The organism is Cupriavidus necator A5-1 (assembly GCF_000744095.1).
GTDB classification, from domain to species: Bacteria; Pseudomonadota; Gammaproteobacteria; order Burkholderiales; family Burkholderiaceae; genus Cupriavidus; species Cupriavidus necator_A.
On record NZ_JQLI01000008.1, the window covers coordinates 4,284,485 to 4,300,546 of the forward strand.

Sequence of the window (16,062 nt, forward strand, 5' to 3'; positions counted from 1 at the left end):
CGCGGGGGTTTATGTCTTTCCGATCCAGGGTCAACGGCCGGCTTGCCGGCCTGCTGGTGGCGTGCGCCATCGGCGCAGGCGGCATGGTGGGCGCTAGCGGCGCTGCCATCGCATCCAATGCGGCAGGCGCTGCCGCCACTTCTGAAAACGGCGTCACCGCCGACACCATCCTGCTGGGACAATCCGCCGCGCTGACCGGGCCGGCTGCCTCGCTCGGCAAGCAGATGAACGCGGGCGCGCGGCTGTATTTCGATCACATCAACCAGCAGGGTGGCATCTACGGCCGCAAGATCCGCATCGAGGCGCTCGACGACTACTACGAGCCCGAGCCGGCCGCCAAAAACACGAAGAAGCTGATCGAGGAAGACCGTGTCTTCGCCCTGTTCGGCTACGTCGGCACGCCCACCAGCCAGGCTGCATTGCCGCTGGCGATCCAGGCGAAGGTGCCGTTCTTTGGCCCGTACACCGGCGCGCGCTCGGTGCGCGAGCCGCGCAATCGCTACGTCTTCCACGTCCGCGCCGGCTACAACGACGAGGCCACGGCGATCCTGCGCCAGATCCAGACCACCGGCCTGAAACGCGTGGCCGTGGTCTACAACGACGATGCCTACGGCAAGGCCGAGCTCGAGGAACTGGAACGCGCGCTGAAGACCGCGGCCGACAGCGGCGTGCAGCTGGTTGCGCGCGAGGCCGTGGTGCGCAATACGATGGAGATCGGCGACGCCATGCAAGGCGTGATCAAGGGGCAGCCGGACGCCATCGTGATGATCAGCGCGTATCGCACGGCGGGCGCCTTCGTCAAGGAAGCGCTGCGCCGCGGCTACAACGGCCAGTTCTACAACGTGTCGTTCGTCGGCACGCAGGCGCTGGCCAACGAGGTCGGCGCCAAGGGCAGCGGCGTGATCATCTCGCAGGTGATGCCGCATCCTGGCAACGCCACGCTGCCGGTGGTGCGCGAATACCTGCGGCTGCTGCAAGCCGCCGGACGGCCCAGTGAGTTCGACTACGCCAGTATCGAAGGCTTTGTCGCCGCCAAGGCCTTTACCGAAGGCCTGCGCCGCGCGGGGAAGGACCTGACGCGCGAAAAGCTGGTGACGGCGCTGGAATCGATGCGCAGCTATGACCTGGGCGGGTTTATCGTCAACTTCACGCCGGAGAACCACGTGGGGTCGAAGTTCGTGGAGATGACGATTATTAATTCGAAGGGGCAGGTGATTCGCTGACGCGCTCAGCGAGACCGCATTTTCTCCCCGCTCGCGGGAGAGGGGCCGGGGGAGTGGGCAGGCGCATGGCAAGCATCGAGGCGCCTCACTCCGTTGAGACTCCTGCCCTCTCCCCCGCCCCTCTCCCATAAATGGGAGAGGGGAGAAAACCAGCGCGAGTTTAGACGCCCTACTTCATGTCATTCAGGTGACACGCCGAAAACCGCAACGGCGCAATCTCCTTCAACATCGGCTGCTCCTCCCGGCAACGCGGCATCGCATACGGGCAACGCGGGTGGAAGTGGCACCCCGGCGGCGGATTCAGCGGCGACGGGATCTCGCCGCGGATCGCCACGTAGTTCTTCTTGGCGACCTCCAGCTTGGGCGCCTCGGCCAGCAGTGCCTGCGTGTACGGATGGTTAGGCGCGGCAAAGACATCCTCGGTCGGCGCCGACTCCACCACCCGCCCCAGGTACATGATCACCACGCGGTCGCTGATGTGCTTGACCACGCCCAGGTCATGGCTGATGAACAGGTAGGTCAGGTTCAGCTCTTCACGCAGCCGCATGAACAGGTTCAGCACCTGGGCCTGGATCGACACATCCAGCGCCGCTACCGACTCATCGCATACCAGGAATTCCGGCTTTACCGCCAGCGCCCGCGCAATGCCGATGCGCGCGCGCTGACCGCCGGAGAACTGGTGCGGGAAGCGCCGCAGCACGGTCGGGTCCATGCCCACGCGAACCAGCATGTCTTCCACATAGGCCTTCTGCCCGCTGCGCTCGACCATCCCATGCACCACCGGCGCCTCGCCGACGATATCGAGCACGCGCAGCCGCGGATTGAGCGAGGCGTACGGGTCCTGGAAGATCATCTGGATCGCGAGCTGCTTCTCGCGGCGCTTGTCCGGCGGCAGGTGGTCAAGGTTGGTGCCGCGCCAAAAGCGCTCGCCTTCGGTCAGCGTGTGCAGGCCCACGGCCATGCGGCCCAGCGTGGACTTGCCGCAGCCGGACTCGCCGACCAGGCCGACCACCTCGCCCGCGCGGATGCTCAGGTCGACGCGGTCGACCGCATGCACCACCTCTTCGTGCGCATGGGCGCCGAACAGGTTGGCGATGCGCGCCGCGATATCAAGCGACTTGACGAAGCGCTTGGACACGCCGCGCAGCTCCAGAATCGGCGCAGCGGGCGTGCCCCCCTCGTCAGCGGCAGTGTTCGTCATCGGTCGGGATTGCAGTTCAGTTGCGCTCATGCCGCCTCCTGGTTGGCCAGCACCGGATGGAAGCAGCGCAGGCGGCGGCCGTCGGCAGCGGTTTCCAGCGGCGGCTCGATCTTGCAGGCGGCAGTCGCGTACGGGCAGCGCTCGCGGAAGGAACAGCCACCGGGCAGGTTAAGCAACGACGGCGTCATGCCCGGAATCTGCCGCAGCGGGGTACCGCGCGGATTGCGCGAGGGCGCCGAGCCGATCAGGCCGTGCGTGTACGGATGCTCGGGATGCTCCAGCACCTGGCGCACGTCACCCGCCTCGACGATCTTGCCGGCGTACATCACGCATACCGTATCGGCCAGCCCCGCCACCACCGACAAGTCGTGGGTGATCCAGATCAGCGCGGTGCCCGACTCTCGGCACAGTGTCTGCATCTCGTACAGGATCTGGCCCTGGATGGTGACGTCCAGTGCCGTGGTGGGCTCGTCGGCAATGATCAGGTCGGGCTTGTTCAACAGCGCGATGGCGATCGCCACGCGCTGGCGCATGCCGCCCGAGAACTGGTGCGGGTAGGCCTGCAGGCGCTCGTCCGGCGACGGGATGCCGACCCGCGCCAGCGCGTTGCGCGCGCGCTCGCGCGCCACCGCCTTGCCCACGTTCTCATGCGCCAGCACCGCCTCGATCATCTGCGTGTCGATGCGCAGGACCGGGTTCAGCGTCATCATCGGGTCCTGGAAGATCATCGCGATGCGGTTGCCGCGCACGTCGCGCTGCTGCGCGGGCGTCAGCGCGCGCAGGTCGCGCGTGACGCCGTCGCGGCTGGTCAGCGCGATGCGGCCGTCGACGATCTTGCCGGGCGGGTCGATCAGTCCCATGATCGAGTAGCCGGTCATGGACTTGCCCGAGCCGGACTCGCCCACCAGCCCCATGATCTCGCCGCGCCCCACCGAGAAGGACACGTCGTCGACAGCCTTGGCGATGCCGCCGCGCGTGTAGAAATGCGTTTTCAGGTGTTCGACCACCAGTGTCGGTTGTGCCATGGTCCGCTCCTGGTTATTGCGTCTGCAGGCGCGGGTTCAGCACGTCGCGCAACTGGTCGGCCACCAGGTTCATCGCCACGATGGTGACCACCAGCGCGATGCCCGGGAAGAAGCTGATCCAGTACTTGCCCGACAGCATGTATTGCTGGCCGTTGGAGATCAGCGAGCCCAGCGACGGCTCGGTGACCGGCACGCCCAACCCGAGGAAGGACAGCGTCGCCTCCAGCGTGATGGCCGACGCCACCTGCAGCGCCGCGATCACGATCAGCGGCGGCAGGCAGTTGGGCAGCAGGTGGCGGAACATGATGCGCATCGGCGGCAGGCCCAGGCAGGTGGCCGCCTCGATATATTCCTTGCGCCGCTCCACCAGCGCCGCGCTGCGCGTGGTGCGCGCGTAGTAGGCCCACTGCACCGCCACCAGCGCGATCACGATATTGCCCAGCCCCGGGCGCAGGAACGCCAGCAGGATCAGCGCCAGCAGGATCGGCGGGAACGACAGCTGCAGGTCGGCCACGCGCATGATGAAGGCCTCCGTGCGGCCGCCCAGGAAGCCGGCGAGCAGCCCGAGCGTGGCGCCCAGCAGCAGCGCGATCACGGTGCTGACCACGCCCACGCCAATGCTGATGCGCAGCCCGTACATCACCGCTGACAGGATGTCGCGCCCCTGCTCGTCCGAGCCCAGCAGGAAGGTCATGCCATCGCCGGCTTTCTCGCCCGGCGCCAGGCGCGCGTCGAGCACGTCCAGCGTGGCCAGGTCATACGGGTTTTGCGGCGCCAGCCACGGGGCCAGGATCGCGATCAGGATGATGGTGATCAGCGTCACCAGCCCGGCCACGGCGATCTTGCTGGAGAAGAACTCCGCGGCAAAGCGCCGCCATGGCGATTGTTCGCGCGCCGCGGCGGGTGCACCGGGCAGGCCCGGCGCGTCCTTCGGCGTCTTGCTCTCTTGTTCGACAGATACGGCAGTCATGGCTCAGCCCTTGTTGTCGGCAATGCGCACGCGCGGATCGAGCATGCTGTAGACGATGTCCACCGTAAGGTTGATCAGGATAAACAGCGTCACGATCACCATCAGGTAGGCGACGATCACCGGCCGGTCCAGCAACTGGATCGAGTCGATGATCAGCTTGCCCATGCCGGGCCAGGCAAAGATCGATTCGGTTACGATTGCAAAGGCGATGATCGAGCCGAACTGCAGCGCGATCACGGTGACGATCGGGATCAGGATGTTCTTCAGGACATGCACGCCGACGATGCGGCTGTTCGACAGGCCCTTGGCGCGCGCGAACTTGACGTAGTCCTGCAGCATCGCTTCCTGCGTGCCGGCGCGCGTGAGCCGGATCACCATGGCGATATTCAGCAGCGACAGCGTCACTGCCGGCAGGATCAGGTGGCGGATGCCGTCGACGGTCAGGAAGCTGAGCGGGATCCCGAGCACGCGCACCGTTTCGCCGCGCCCGTTGGACGGCAGCCAGCCGAGCTGCACCGCGAACACCATGATCAGCATCAGGCCGACCCAGAAGGTGGGCAGCGAAAAGCCCAGGATCGACACCGTCATGATCGACTTGCCAGCCACCCCGTTGGGCCGCAGGCCGGCCCACAGGCCCAGCGGGATCCCCAGCACGATCGCCAGCAGGATTGCGCACACGGCCAGCTCCATGGTGGCGGGCATGCGCTCGAAGATCAGCTTGAGCGCCGGCGTGCCGTGCGCGAAGGAGGTACCCAGGTTGCCTTGCAGCGCGTTCTGCAGGAACACCCAGTACTGCTCCCACAGCGGCTTGTCCAGGCCCAGCGCCGCGATGGTGCGCTTGATGTCCTCCTGGTCGGCCTGCGGGTTGATCAGGATGTCGACGGGATTGCCGATGGCAAAGACGCCGAGGAAAACCAGCAGCGACATGACGAAGAGCACGACCACGCTCTGCATCAGGCGCCGGATGATGAAAACCAGCATATTCAGACCACTATCCTTTCGCGCGCGAATGCGCGCGCCGCCCGGGCAGCGCCGAAGCGCTTCCAGGCGGCGCGGCAGCCGTACGCGGCACCGCTAACACAGCAGCAGGCAGGCAGCCGCTTACTGGGGCTTGAAGTTATGCGCGTAGGTGCGCTCGTCGGTACGCGGCACGTAGACGATGCCCTTCTGCGTGGCCCAGGTAGTCACCTGCTGGTGAATTGGGATGATACCGCCATCGTTGATCGCGATCGCGGTGGCTTCCTGCAGCAGCTTGGAGCGCTCGCCGTCGTCCACGGTCGACAGCGCCTTCTCCAGCACCGCGTCCATCTTGGGGTTGCAGTACTCGCCCCAGTTGGTGGTGCCGAAGCCCTTCTTGCTGTCCTCGCACGCCAGCAGTGCGCGTAGCGGCGAGCTGACCTCGCCGGTCTGCGCACCCCAGCCGAGCAGGCCGAACGACCACTCATGCTTGATGCCCTTGGACGAGTACGTCGCCATCGGCATGCCTTCCACCTTGGTGGCGATGCCGATGCGGGTCAGGTTCTGGGCGATGGTCTGCGCGATTTTCTCGTCGTTGACGTAGCGATTGTTGGGCGTGTGCAGCGTCACGCCGAAGCCGTTCGGGTAGCCCGCCTCGGCCAGCAGCTTCTTGGCGGCCTCGGGGTCGTACTTGACCGTCTTCAGGTTGGGGTTGTAGCCGAACAGCGTGGGCGGCACCAGGTTGTTGGTCGGCTCGGACAGGCCTTCCATCAGCCGGTCCTTGATGCCCTGGCGGTTGATGGCCATGCTGATGGCATTGCGCACGCGCGCGTCCTTCAGCGGGTTCTTGTCCATCGGCGCGCCTTCCTTGGTGGTAACGTAAGGCGACTTGTCGCGCTTGGCATCGAAGAACAGGTAGATCACGCGGTGCGAGATCTTGGAGAAGAACGACAGCTTGGGATCCTGCCGCACCTTGGGCAGGTCAGGCGTGGGCACGTTCTCGATCGCCTGCACGTCGCCCGACAGCAGCGCCGCCAGGCGCGTGGCCGGGTTGGGGATAAAGCGCAGCGTCGCCTTGTCCCAGGCGGGCTTGGCGCCCCAGTAATCGTTGTTGCGTACCAGCTCGACCCGGTCGTCGCGGGCATAGCTGACGAACTTGAACGGGCCGGTGCCGATCATGCCCTTGCCCTGGGCGAAGTCGTCGGAACTGAGCCCTTGCGTGGCCTTCTTCTGCACGATGAAGATCGACGTCAGGTCGTTCAGCATCAGCGGGTAAGGCTGGTTGGTGGTCAGCTGGATGGTGTACTTGTCGATCACCTTCTTGTTGACGATCGCCTTGGTGTAGACGTCGAACTTGCCCGGGCTGTTCTGGATGGTGGCCGGGCGGTCCAGCGACCAGACCACGTCCTCGGTGGTCAGCTCGGAGCCGTCGTGGAACTTCACGCCCTTGCGGATCTTGAATTCCCAGGTGAGGTTGTTGACCAGCTTCCAGGACTCGGCCAGGCCCGGGATGATGCGGCTGTCCGGGTCCATCTTGACCAGCGAGTCGAACACGTGCTCCGACACGTTGATATTGGAGAACAGGTTGTAGAAGTGCGGATCCATCGAGGTCGGCGGCGAACTCATGGCCAGTTTGAGGTCCGCGGCCTGGGCGTTGCCGGCGAATGCCAGGCCAAGGGCCCCGGTCACCGCGACCACACCAATTGCCTTCTTGAAAGTGCGAAGGGACATCGCGCAATTCTCCCTGTAGGAAGTGAAGCAGACGTAAGGATCGGCAATGCGCGCACACCACGGGTCACGCGGTGGCGCTGCGTTTTGGTGCGCTAGCGCAACGCAAAGCAACGGATTTGCCGGCCGGGCACTTCAAGCATGAACTGTTCCAGCAGTGCACATGCCGCGGCAATGCGGGGAAACCCACCCGCGTGGCATATTGCACCGCGCCAAAACGGCGCCGGCGCATGTTTCGCCGCATTTTGGCGCTTTGCGGGCAGGCATCGTATGATCGGGGTAATCCAACGCCTTGCGCTGCATGGCACAGGCCCCTTCCGCCCCAGACTCCGGCATCATGAAGCTCATACCCGAAATCCTGCAGGCGCAAGCCGAAATCCAGGCAATCCGACGCGACATCCACGCCCACCCGGAACTCTGCTTCGAGGAACAGCGCACCGCCGACGTGGTCGCGCGCAACCTGGAATCGTGGGGCATTGAAGTCCATCGCGGGCTGGGCACCACCGGCCTGGTCGGCGTGATCCGCAACGGCAGCAGCGGGCGCAGCATCGGCCTGCGCGCCGACATGGACGCGCTGCCGCTGCAGGAGGCCAATACCTTCGGCCACCGCTCGCAACACGCGGGCAAGATGCACGCCTGCGGCCACGACGGCCACACAGCGATGCTGCTCGGCGCGGCGCGCTACCTGGCGCAGCACAAGCCCTTCGACGGCACCGTCCACCTGATCTTCCAGCCGGCCGAGGAAGGCGGCGGCGGTGCGCGCGAGATGATCAACGACGGGCTGTTCGAACGCTTCCCGTGCGACGCAGTGTTCGGGGTGCACAACTGGCCGGGCATGCCGGTAGGCGCCTTTGGCACCCGCGCGGGCCCGCTAATGGCGTCGAGCAACGAGTTCCGCATCGTCGTGCGCGGCAAGGGGGCGCACGCCGCGATGCCCCACAACGGCAACGATCCAGTCTTCACCGCGGCGCAGATCGTGTCGGCACTGCAGGGCATCATCACCCGCAACAAGCGTCCGATCGACACCGCGGTGATCTCGGTCACGCAGTTCCATGCCGGCGACGCGACCAATATCGTGCCGGACCAGGCCTGGATCGGCGGCACGGTGCGCACGTTCACGGTGCCGGTGCTCGACCTGATCGAGCGGCGCATGGAAGAGGTGGCGCGCGCGGTGGCGACGGCGTTCGATTGCACCATCGAATACGAATTCCGCCGCAACTACCCGCCGACGATCAACAGCGAAGCCGAAACCGGCTTTGCCGCGACGGTGGCCACCGAACTGGTCGGCCCGGCCAACGTCGACAGCGACGTCGAGCCCACCATGGGCGCCGAGGACTTTTCCTTCATGCTGCAGCACAAGCCCGGCTGCTACCTGTTCCTGGGCAACGGCGACGGCGCGCACCGCGAGTCCGGGCACGGCTTGGGGCCCTGCATGCTGCACAACCCGAGCTACGACTTCAACGACGAGTTGCTGCCGGTCGGCTCGACCTTCTTCGTGCGGCTGGCGGAGAAATGGCTGGCACCTGCGTGACGGGGCACATCGACAATAACAGGGGAGCTTCAGCGATGGGCCGCTCGGCGCTGGATCGCGAGACGGCGCGCAGCTTTGCGCGCGTGGCCATGGACAATGTCCTGCGCCGCTATCCGTACAAGGTGGATCACATGATGGCAGGCGCCGGCGACGTGGCCGAGCCGGCGACCTGGCACCCTGTGTTCTGCGGCAGCTATGACTGGCACTCCAGCGTGCACATGCACTGGCTCCTGGTGCGGCTGCTGGGGCTGTTCCCCGACCTCGAGGAAGCGCCGCGCATCCGCGAAACGCTGGACACGCAGTTGCGGCCGCAGGGCATCGCGGTCGAGCTCGATTATTTCCATCGGCCGGGTTCGCGGACCTTCGAACGTCCTTACGGTTGGGGCTGGATGCTGAAGCTGCAGGCGGAGCTGCTCGCCTTGTCGCAGCACGACGCGCAGGCGGCCGGCTGGGCTGCGGCGTGCGCGCCGCTGTCCTCCCATCTGGCGCGGCAACTGGCTGAGTTCCTGGATGCGGCGGATTTCCCGGTGCGCACCGGCACTCACTTCAACAGCGCCTTTGCACTGGTGATGGCGCTGGCCTATGCACGGACCCAGCAGGATCCCGCCCTGCGCCGCGCCATCGTGCGGCGCGCGCACCGCTGGTTCGCGCATGATCGGAAATATCCGGCGCGCTATGAACCCGGCGGCGACGAATTCCTGTCAGGCGGCATGACCGAGGCCGTGCTGATGCGCGCCGTGATGGACGGCAGCGCGTTTGCGGAATGGTGGGAGTTGTTCGTGCCGGCGCAGGTGGAGCTGGCCAACTGGCTGACGCCGGTCGAGGTCGGCAACCGCAACGATCCCAAGACGTCGCACCTGGACGGGCTCAACCTGTCGCGCGCGTGGTGCTGGCGCCTGCTGGAACCGGCGCTGCCGGAGCCCCTGCGGCCCCTCGCTGTCCGGGCGTGGTCGGACCATGTCGACGCTTCGCTGCCGCAGGCCGTCGAGGGCCAGTATGTGTCCACGCACTGGCTGGCGTCGTTCGCAGTGCTCGCGCTGGCCGAGCCAGTCGGCGGTTGAGCCTGTTGCCTCAGCGCGCCGGCATCAGTCCAGCGCGATGTCTCCGTACCAGGATTCCACCTTGCTCTTGGTGTTGTCGGTATCGGTCATGATGCCGACCGCAATGACGCGGCCCGGATCCGTCCCGAACGCCTCGCGATAGTCGGCGCGCAGGTCGCGCTCATGGCATCGCCATTCATTGGTGTGCTTCATGCCGCTATCTACCACAATCATGCGCACACGGTCGGTATGGGGATTGGACAGCACGGTACCTTCCGCGCGCCTGCCGCCCCAGATATACATCAGCGTGGCGTAAGGCATTTCGCGGCCGGTGGTGAGCCGGGCCATCTCGTACATCAACTGGTCTTTCAGCGGCAGGCCGCCCTTGTCGCCATCGAAGGCGACGAACAGGCGCAGCGGCGAATCCTCGCGCGGGCCGTGGCTGTTGTCGGCGTTGCGGATGATGCCGCTGGTTTTCCAGGTCCAGCGCAGCATGCCGGCATCGCGGTCGCGCAGCGGCACGTAGAGGCCGGAGGCCGAGCTTTCGGCCTGCGCATGAACGACTACGCGCTGGTCGACCTCCGCCATCGAATAGCGGGTGGGGATCTTGTTGCGGTTGATGGTCCAGGGCTGCCAGCCGACCGGTAGCTGATCGCGGCGCTGCGCGACGGAGAACAGTGGCAGCGTGGCGAGGGTCGGAGGCGGTGCGGCGTCGTCGGGCTCGCCGTCTTCACCGGATTCCGCCTCGACCGCGCGGGTGTTGGCGGCGCTCAGCGGGTCGTGCGACGACACCGCGCGCGCTTCGGCGGCTGCCTGCGCCGCGGCGTGAGCGGACATACGCCTGGCGAAAGCCTGGCAATCGATCGCGGAGTTGGCGGCCGTGGGAGCGTTATCGCCTAAGGGAACCGCGGAAGTTGGGGGAGTGGAAGCGCATCCCGCCAGCAGCAGTGCGCCGGCGGCGCCGGTGAAAACCAGCCGAAACACCTTGGCCGTCATGTAACCCCTCGAATCCCGAAACCGGCCTTGCTTCCTGGGCGAAGGCCTGGCTATTGCTCACTGCTTGCTGCAAAACGCTGTTGCAAACGACTTCGTGCCCCGCGTGGGCACTTGAGTGTCGAACATAGCAGAAGGTCGGCGCCGCCGGAATGCTGGACGACCCGCGATGCAGCACGAAAACAACGACCGGCAACGGCCAGGAGGTCACATCGAGGGAGCATGCGATTCGCACGCCTTAGAAAGCAAAAACCCCAGCCTGTTAGGGCTGGGGTTCTGCGGGATAAGAGCCTGGCGATGACCTACTTTCACACGGGTAATCCGCACTATCATCGGCGCGGAGTCGTTTCACGGACCTGTTCGGGATGGGAAGGGGTGGTTCCAACTCGCTATGGTCACCAGGCATAAGGGGTTGTGGCGCTGGGGTTGAAGCCAGCGTCACGAATAGGGATGTAGTTGGGGGTTGTGCGTATCTGGCACAGACACGATCACACACACCAGGTAAAACACACTGGTTATAGGATCAAGCCTTACGGGCAATTAGTACTGGTTAGCTTAACGCATTACTGCGCTTCCACACCCAGCCTATCAACGTCCTGGTCTCGAACGACCCTTCAAGGAGGTCAAGCCTCCAGGGAATCCTCATCTTCAGGCGAGTTTCCCGCTTAGATGCTTTCAGCGGTTATCTCTTCCGTACATAGCTACCCTGCGATGCCTCTGGCGAGACAACAGGTACACCAGCGGTACGTCCACTCCGGTCCTCTCGTACTAGGAGCAGCCCCCGTCAAGATTCCAACGCCCACGGCAGATAGGGACCAAACTGTCTCACGACGTTTTAAACCCAGCTCACGTACCTCTTTAAATGGCGAACAGCCATACCCTTGGGACCGGCTACAGCCCCAGGATGAGATGAGCCGACATCGAGGTGCCAAACACCGCCGTCGATATGAACTCTTGGGCGGTATCAGCCTGTTATCCCCAGAGTACCTTTTATCCGTTGAGCGATGGCCCTTCCATTCAGAACCACCGGATCACTATGTCCTGCTTTCGCACCTGCTCGACTTGTCGGTCTCGCAGTTAAGCACGCTTTTGCCATTGCACTTTAGGTACGATGTCCGACCGTACCAAGCGTACCTTCGAACTCCTCCGTTACACTTTGGGAGGAGACCGCCCCAGTCAAACTGCCTACCATGCACTGTCCCCGACCCGGATTCACGGGTCAAGGTTAGAACCTCAAACAAACCAGGGTGGTATTTCAAGGACGGCTCCACGTGAACTAGCGTCCACGCTTCAAAGCCTCCCACCTATCCTACACAGATCGGTTCAAAGTCCAATGCAAAGCTACAGTAAAGGTTCATGGGGTCTTTCCGTCTAGCCGCGGGAGATTGCATCATCACAAACACTTCAACTTCGCTGAGTCTCGGGAGGAGACAGTGTGGCCATCGTTACGCCATTCGTGCAGGTCGGAACTTACCCGACAAGGAATTTCGCTACCTTAGGACCGTTATAGTTACGGCCGCCGTTTACCGGGACTTCAATCAAGAGCTTGCACCCCATCATTTAATCTTCCGGCACCGGGCAGGCGTCACACCCTATACGTCCACTTTCGTGTTTGCAGAGTGCTGTGTTTTTATTAAACAGTCGCAGCCACCATTTTATTGCAACCCCGTCACCCTTCTGGCGCAGGCCAGTCAAGCTACCAGGGCGTACCTTATCCCGAAGTTACGGTACCAATTTGCCGAGTTCCTTCTCCCGAGTTCTCTCAAGCGCCTTAGAATACTCATCTCGCCACCTGTGTCGGTTTGCGGTACGGTCTCGTATGACTGAAGCTTAGAGGCTTTTCTTGGAACCACTTCCAATTGCTTCGCAGCACTAGGCCGCTCGCCCCACATCCTTGAATTCCGCGCCCGGATTTGCCTAAGCGCCTTCTCCAATGCAGGGACCGGGACTTCCAACACCCGGACAACCTTCCGCGATCCGTCCCCCATCGCATCATACGACGGTGCAGGAATATTAACCTGCTTCCCATCAGCTACGCATCTCTGCCTCGCCTTAGGGGCCGACTCACCCTACGCCGATGAACGTTGCGTAGGAAACCTTGGGCTTACGGCGAGGGGGCCTTTCACCCCCTTTATCGCTACTCATGTCAGCATTCGCACTTCTGATACCTCCAGCATCCTTTACAAGACACCTTCACAGGCTTACAGAACGCTCTCCTACCACGCGCTTGCGCGCGTCCGCAGCTTCGGTATATGGCTTAGCCCCGTTACATCTTCCGCGCAGGACGACTCGATCAGTGAGCTATTACGCTTTCTTTAAAGGGTGGCTGCTTCTAAGCCAACCTCCTGACTGTTTTAGCCTTCCCACTTCGTTTCCCACTTAGCCATATTTGGGGACCTTAGCTGGCGGTCTGGGTTGTTTCCCTCTTGACACCGGACGTTAGCACCCGATGTCTGTCTCCCGTGATTGCACTCTTCGGTATTCGGAGTTTGCTATGGCGGGGTAATCAGCAATAGACCCCCAACCATGACAGTGCTCTACCCCGAAGGTGAGACACGAGGCACTACCTAAATAGTTTTCGGAGAGAACCAGCTATTTCCAGATTTGTTTAGCCTTTCACCCCTATCCACAGCTCATCCCCTAACTTTTCAACGTTAGTGGGTTCGGTCCTCCAGTACGTGTTACCGCACTTCAACCTGGCCATGGATAGATCATCTGGTTTCGGGTCTACACCCAGCGACTCAACGCCCTGTTCGGACTCGCTTTCGCTACGCCTGCCCTAATCGGTTAAGCTTGCCACTGAATGTAAGTCGCTGACCATTATACAAAGGTACGCCGTCACCCGTTGCCAGGCTCCGACTGTTTGTATGCATGCGGTTTCAGGATCTATTTCACTCCCTCCCGGGTTCTTTTCGCCTTTCCTCACGGTACTGGTTCACTATCGGTCGATCACGAGTATTTAGCCTTGGAGGATGGTCCCCCATCTTCAGACAGGATTTCACGTGTCCCGCCTACTTGTCGTACACCTAGTTCCACAATCGTGTTTTCGCATACAGGGCTATCACCTGCTATGGCGGGCTTTCCATCCCGTTCTGCTAACACCACTGCTAAAGAGTACAAGGCTTTCCCATTTCGTTCGCCACTACTTTGGGAATCTCGGTTGATTTCTGTTCCTGCAGCTACTTAGATGTTTTCAGTTCGCCGCGTTCGCTTCCACACCTATGAATTCAGTGTGGGATGACCCATACGGCCGGGTTTCCCCATTCGGACATCTCCGGATCAAAGCTTGTTTGCCAGCTCCCCGAAGCTTTTCGCAGGCTACCGCGTCCTTCATCGCTGTGATCGCCAAGGCATCCACCACATGCACTTGTTCGCTTGACCCTATAACGAGTGGTGTCTCGATCGCTCGAAACAAGTCGCTACAGGATGAGTTCTCGCATTTGTGCCGTATTCCAAGTCATCTTTCGATCACTTAAATACATTTTGGTTGATACAATCAACCCGGTATCGTGTTTTGTACTGCAGCCTCTCATCAAGGCTCACGACACCTTTACTACATCCCATATTTTTAAAGAACAGCCGATCTTGCGATCGCTTGGCAATGCCAAATGAAAACACTCGCAACCTCATCGTCGCGATGCGCTTTCATTTGACAACCAATCCAAGGTACCAGGTGATGGTGGAGGATGACGGGATCGAACCGACGACCCCCTGCTTGCAAAGCAGGTGCTCTCCCAGCTGAGCTAATCCCCCGCACGGATAACTTGGTGGGTCTGGTAGGACTTGAACCTACGACCCCCGCCTTATCAAGACGGTGCTCTAACCACCTGAGCTACAGACCCTTGGCTGTAACAGCAAACAAACCGATAAGTGTGAACGCTAGGCTTGAGACACAAGCCTCTAGAAAGGAGGTGATCCAGCCGCACCTTCCGATACGGCTACCTTGTTACGACTTCACCCCAGTCATGAACCCTGCCGTGGTAATCGCCCTCCTTGCGGTTAGGCTAACTACTTCTGGCAAAACCCACTCCCATGGTGTGACGGGCGGTGTGTACAAGACCCGGGAACGTATTCACCGCGGCATGCTGATCCGCGATTACTAGCGATTCCAGCTTCACGTAGTCGAGTTGCAGACTACGATCCGGACTACGATGCGTTTTCTGGGATTAGCTCCCCCTCGCGGGTTGGCAACCCTCTGTACGCACCATTGTATGACGTGTGAAGCCCTACCCATAAGGGCCATGAGGACTTGACGTCATCCCCACCTTCCTCCGGTTTGTCACCGGCAGTCTCTCTAGAGTGCTCTTGCGTAGCAACTAGAGACAAGGGTTGCGCTCGTTGCGGGACTTAACCCAACATCTCACGACACGAGCTGACGACAGCCATGCAGCACCTGTGTCCACTTTCCCTTTCGGGCACCTAATGCATCTCTGCTTCGTTAGTGGCATGTCAAGGGTAGGTAAGGTTTTTCGCGTTGCATCGAATTAATCCACATCATCCACCGCTTGTGCGGGTCCCCGTCAATTCCTTTGAGTTTTAATCTTGCGACCGTACTCCCCAGGCGGTCAACTTCACGCGTTAGCTACGTTACTGAAGAAATGAATCCCCAACAACTAGTTGACATCGTTTAGGGCGTGGACTACCAGGGTATCTAATCCTGTTTGCTCCCCACGCTTTCGTGCATGAGCGTCAGTGACGTCCCAGGGGGCTGCCTTCGCCATCGGTATTCCTCCACATCTCTACGCATTTCACTGCTACACGTGGAATTCTACCCCCTCTGACATACTCTAGCCTTGCAGTCACAAGCGCCATTCCCAAGTTAAGCTCGGGGATTTCACGCCTGTCTTACAAAACCGCCTGCGCACGCTTTACGCCCAGTAATTCCGATTAACGCTCGCACCCTACGTATTACCGCGGCTGCTGGCACGTAGTTAGCCGGTGCTTATTCTTCCGGTACCGTCATCGACCCGGGGTATTCACCCAGGCCATTTCTTTCCGGACAAAAGTGCTTTACAACCCGAAGGCCTTCTTCACACACGCGGCATTGCTGGATCAGGGTTGCCCCCATTGTCCAAAATTCCCCACTGCTGCCTCCCGTAGGAGTCTGGGCCGTGTCTCAGTCCCAGTGTGGCTGATCGTCCTCTCAGACCAGCTACTGATCGTCGCCTTGGTAGGCTCTTACCCCACCAACTAGCTAATCAGACATCGGCCGCTCCTGTAGCGCGAGGCCTTGCGGTCCCCCGCTTTCACCCTCAGGTCGTATGCGGTATTAGCTAATCTTTCGACTAGTTATCCCCCACTACAGGGCACGTTCCGATGTATTACTCACCCGTTCGCCACTCGCCACCAGGCCGAAGCCCGTGCTGCCGTTCGACTTGCATGTGTAAGGCATGC

9 protein-coding genes, 2 tRNA genes and 3 rRNA genes are annotated in these 16,062 nt (G+C 62.0%); 3 read left to right on the plus strand and 11 right to left on the minus strand.

Features of this window, described 5'->3' with window-relative positions; genetic code table 11:
• The first annotated feature begins 11 nt into the window (after positions 1–11).
• Positions 12–1,223: an ABC transporter substrate-binding protein gene (locus K307_RS43905; protein ID WP_042887343.1), complete on the plus strand. Its 1,212-nt coding sequence runs from the start codon at positions 12–14 to the stop codon at positions 1,221–1,223.
• Positions 1,224–1,392: 169 nt separating this feature from the next.
• On the opposite strand, the gene K307_RS43910 is transcribed toward K307_RS43905, so the two are convergent.
• The 5 genes from K307_RS43910 to K307_RS43930 all read right to left on the minus strand — a co-directional run bounded on the left by K307_RS43910 (position 1,393) and on the right by K307_RS43930 (position 7,107).
• Entirely contained in the window at positions 1,393–2,454 is a 1,062-nt protein-coding gene (locus tag K307_RS43910) for an ABC transporter ATP-binding protein (protein WP_051975439.1), read from the minus strand.
• The gene (locus K307_RS43915) at positions 2,451–3,449 is read right to left on the minus strand and encodes an ABC transporter ATP-binding protein (RefSeq protein WP_042887347.1); all 999 of its coding nucleotides are present in this window, start codon (positions 3,447–3,449) and stop codon (positions 2,451–2,453) included. Before K307_RS43915 ends, K307_RS43910 begins: the two co-directional genes overlap by 4 nt.
• Before the next feature lie 13 nt (positions 3,450–3,462).
• Positions 3,463–4,419, minus strand: a complete 957-nt coding sequence (locus tag K307_RS43920; protein WP_051975440.1) for an ABC transporter permease — start codon at positions 4,417–4,419, stop codon at positions 3,463–3,465.
• Positions 4,420–4,422: 3 nt separating this feature from the next.
• Positions 4,423–5,400: an ABC transporter permease gene (locus K307_RS43925; protein ID WP_042887349.1), complete on the minus strand. Its 978-nt coding sequence runs from the start codon at positions 5,398–5,400 to the stop codon at positions 4,423–4,425.
• A gap of 120 nt (positions 5,401–5,520) precedes the next feature.
• Entirely contained in the window at positions 5,521–7,107 is a 1,587-nt protein-coding gene (locus K307_RS43930; protein WP_042887352.1) for an ABC transporter substrate-binding protein, read from the minus strand.
• A gap of 334 nt (positions 7,108–7,441) precedes the next feature.
• On the opposite strand from K307_RS43930, the gene K307_RS43935 reads away from it, so the two are divergent.
• The gene (locus K307_RS43935; RefSeq protein ID WP_042887355.1) at positions 7,442–8,635 is read left to right on the plus strand and encodes a M20 aminoacylase family protein; all 1,194 of its coding nucleotides are present in this window, start codon (positions 7,442–7,444) and stop codon (positions 8,633–8,635) included.
• A 35-nt stretch (positions 8,636–8,670) separates the two neighbouring features.
• Positions 8,671–9,696 carry a DUF2891 domain-containing protein gene (locus tag K307_RS43940; RefSeq protein WP_042887358.1) on the plus strand — a complete coding sequence of 342 codons (1,026 nt, stop codon included), beginning with the start codon at positions 8,671–8,673 and terminating at the stop codon, positions 9,694–9,696.
• A gap of 24 nt (positions 9,697–9,720) precedes the next feature.
• On the opposite strand, the gene K307_RS43945 is transcribed toward K307_RS43940, so the two are convergent.
• From K307_RS43945 to K307_RS43970, 6 genes are all read right to left on the minus strand, one after another.
• Positions 9,721–10,671 carry a DUF3047 domain-containing protein gene (locus K307_RS43945; RefSeq protein ID WP_042887360.1) on the minus strand — a complete coding sequence of 317 codons (951 nt, stop codon included), beginning with the start codon at positions 10,669–10,671 and terminating at the stop codon, positions 9,721–9,723.
• Between the two features lie 286 nt (positions 10,672–10,957).
• Positions 10,958–11,071, minus strand: a 5S ribosomal RNA gene (rrf, locus tag K307_RS43950).
• Between the two features lie 116 nt (positions 11,072–11,187).
• Positions 11,188–14,049: ribosomal RNA gene (locus K307_RS43955) — 23S ribosomal RNA — on the minus strand.
• 296 nt (positions 14,050–14,345) lie between these two features.
• Positions 14,346–14,421, minus strand: a tRNA-Ala gene (locus K307_RS43960).
• Between the two features lie 12 nt (positions 14,422–14,433).
• Positions 14,434–14,510, minus strand: a tRNA-Ile gene (locus tag K307_RS43965).
• A gap of 62 nt (positions 14,511–14,572) precedes the next feature.
• A 16S ribosomal RNA gene (locus K307_RS43970) occupies positions 14,573–16,062 on the minus strand; the annotation flags it as partial.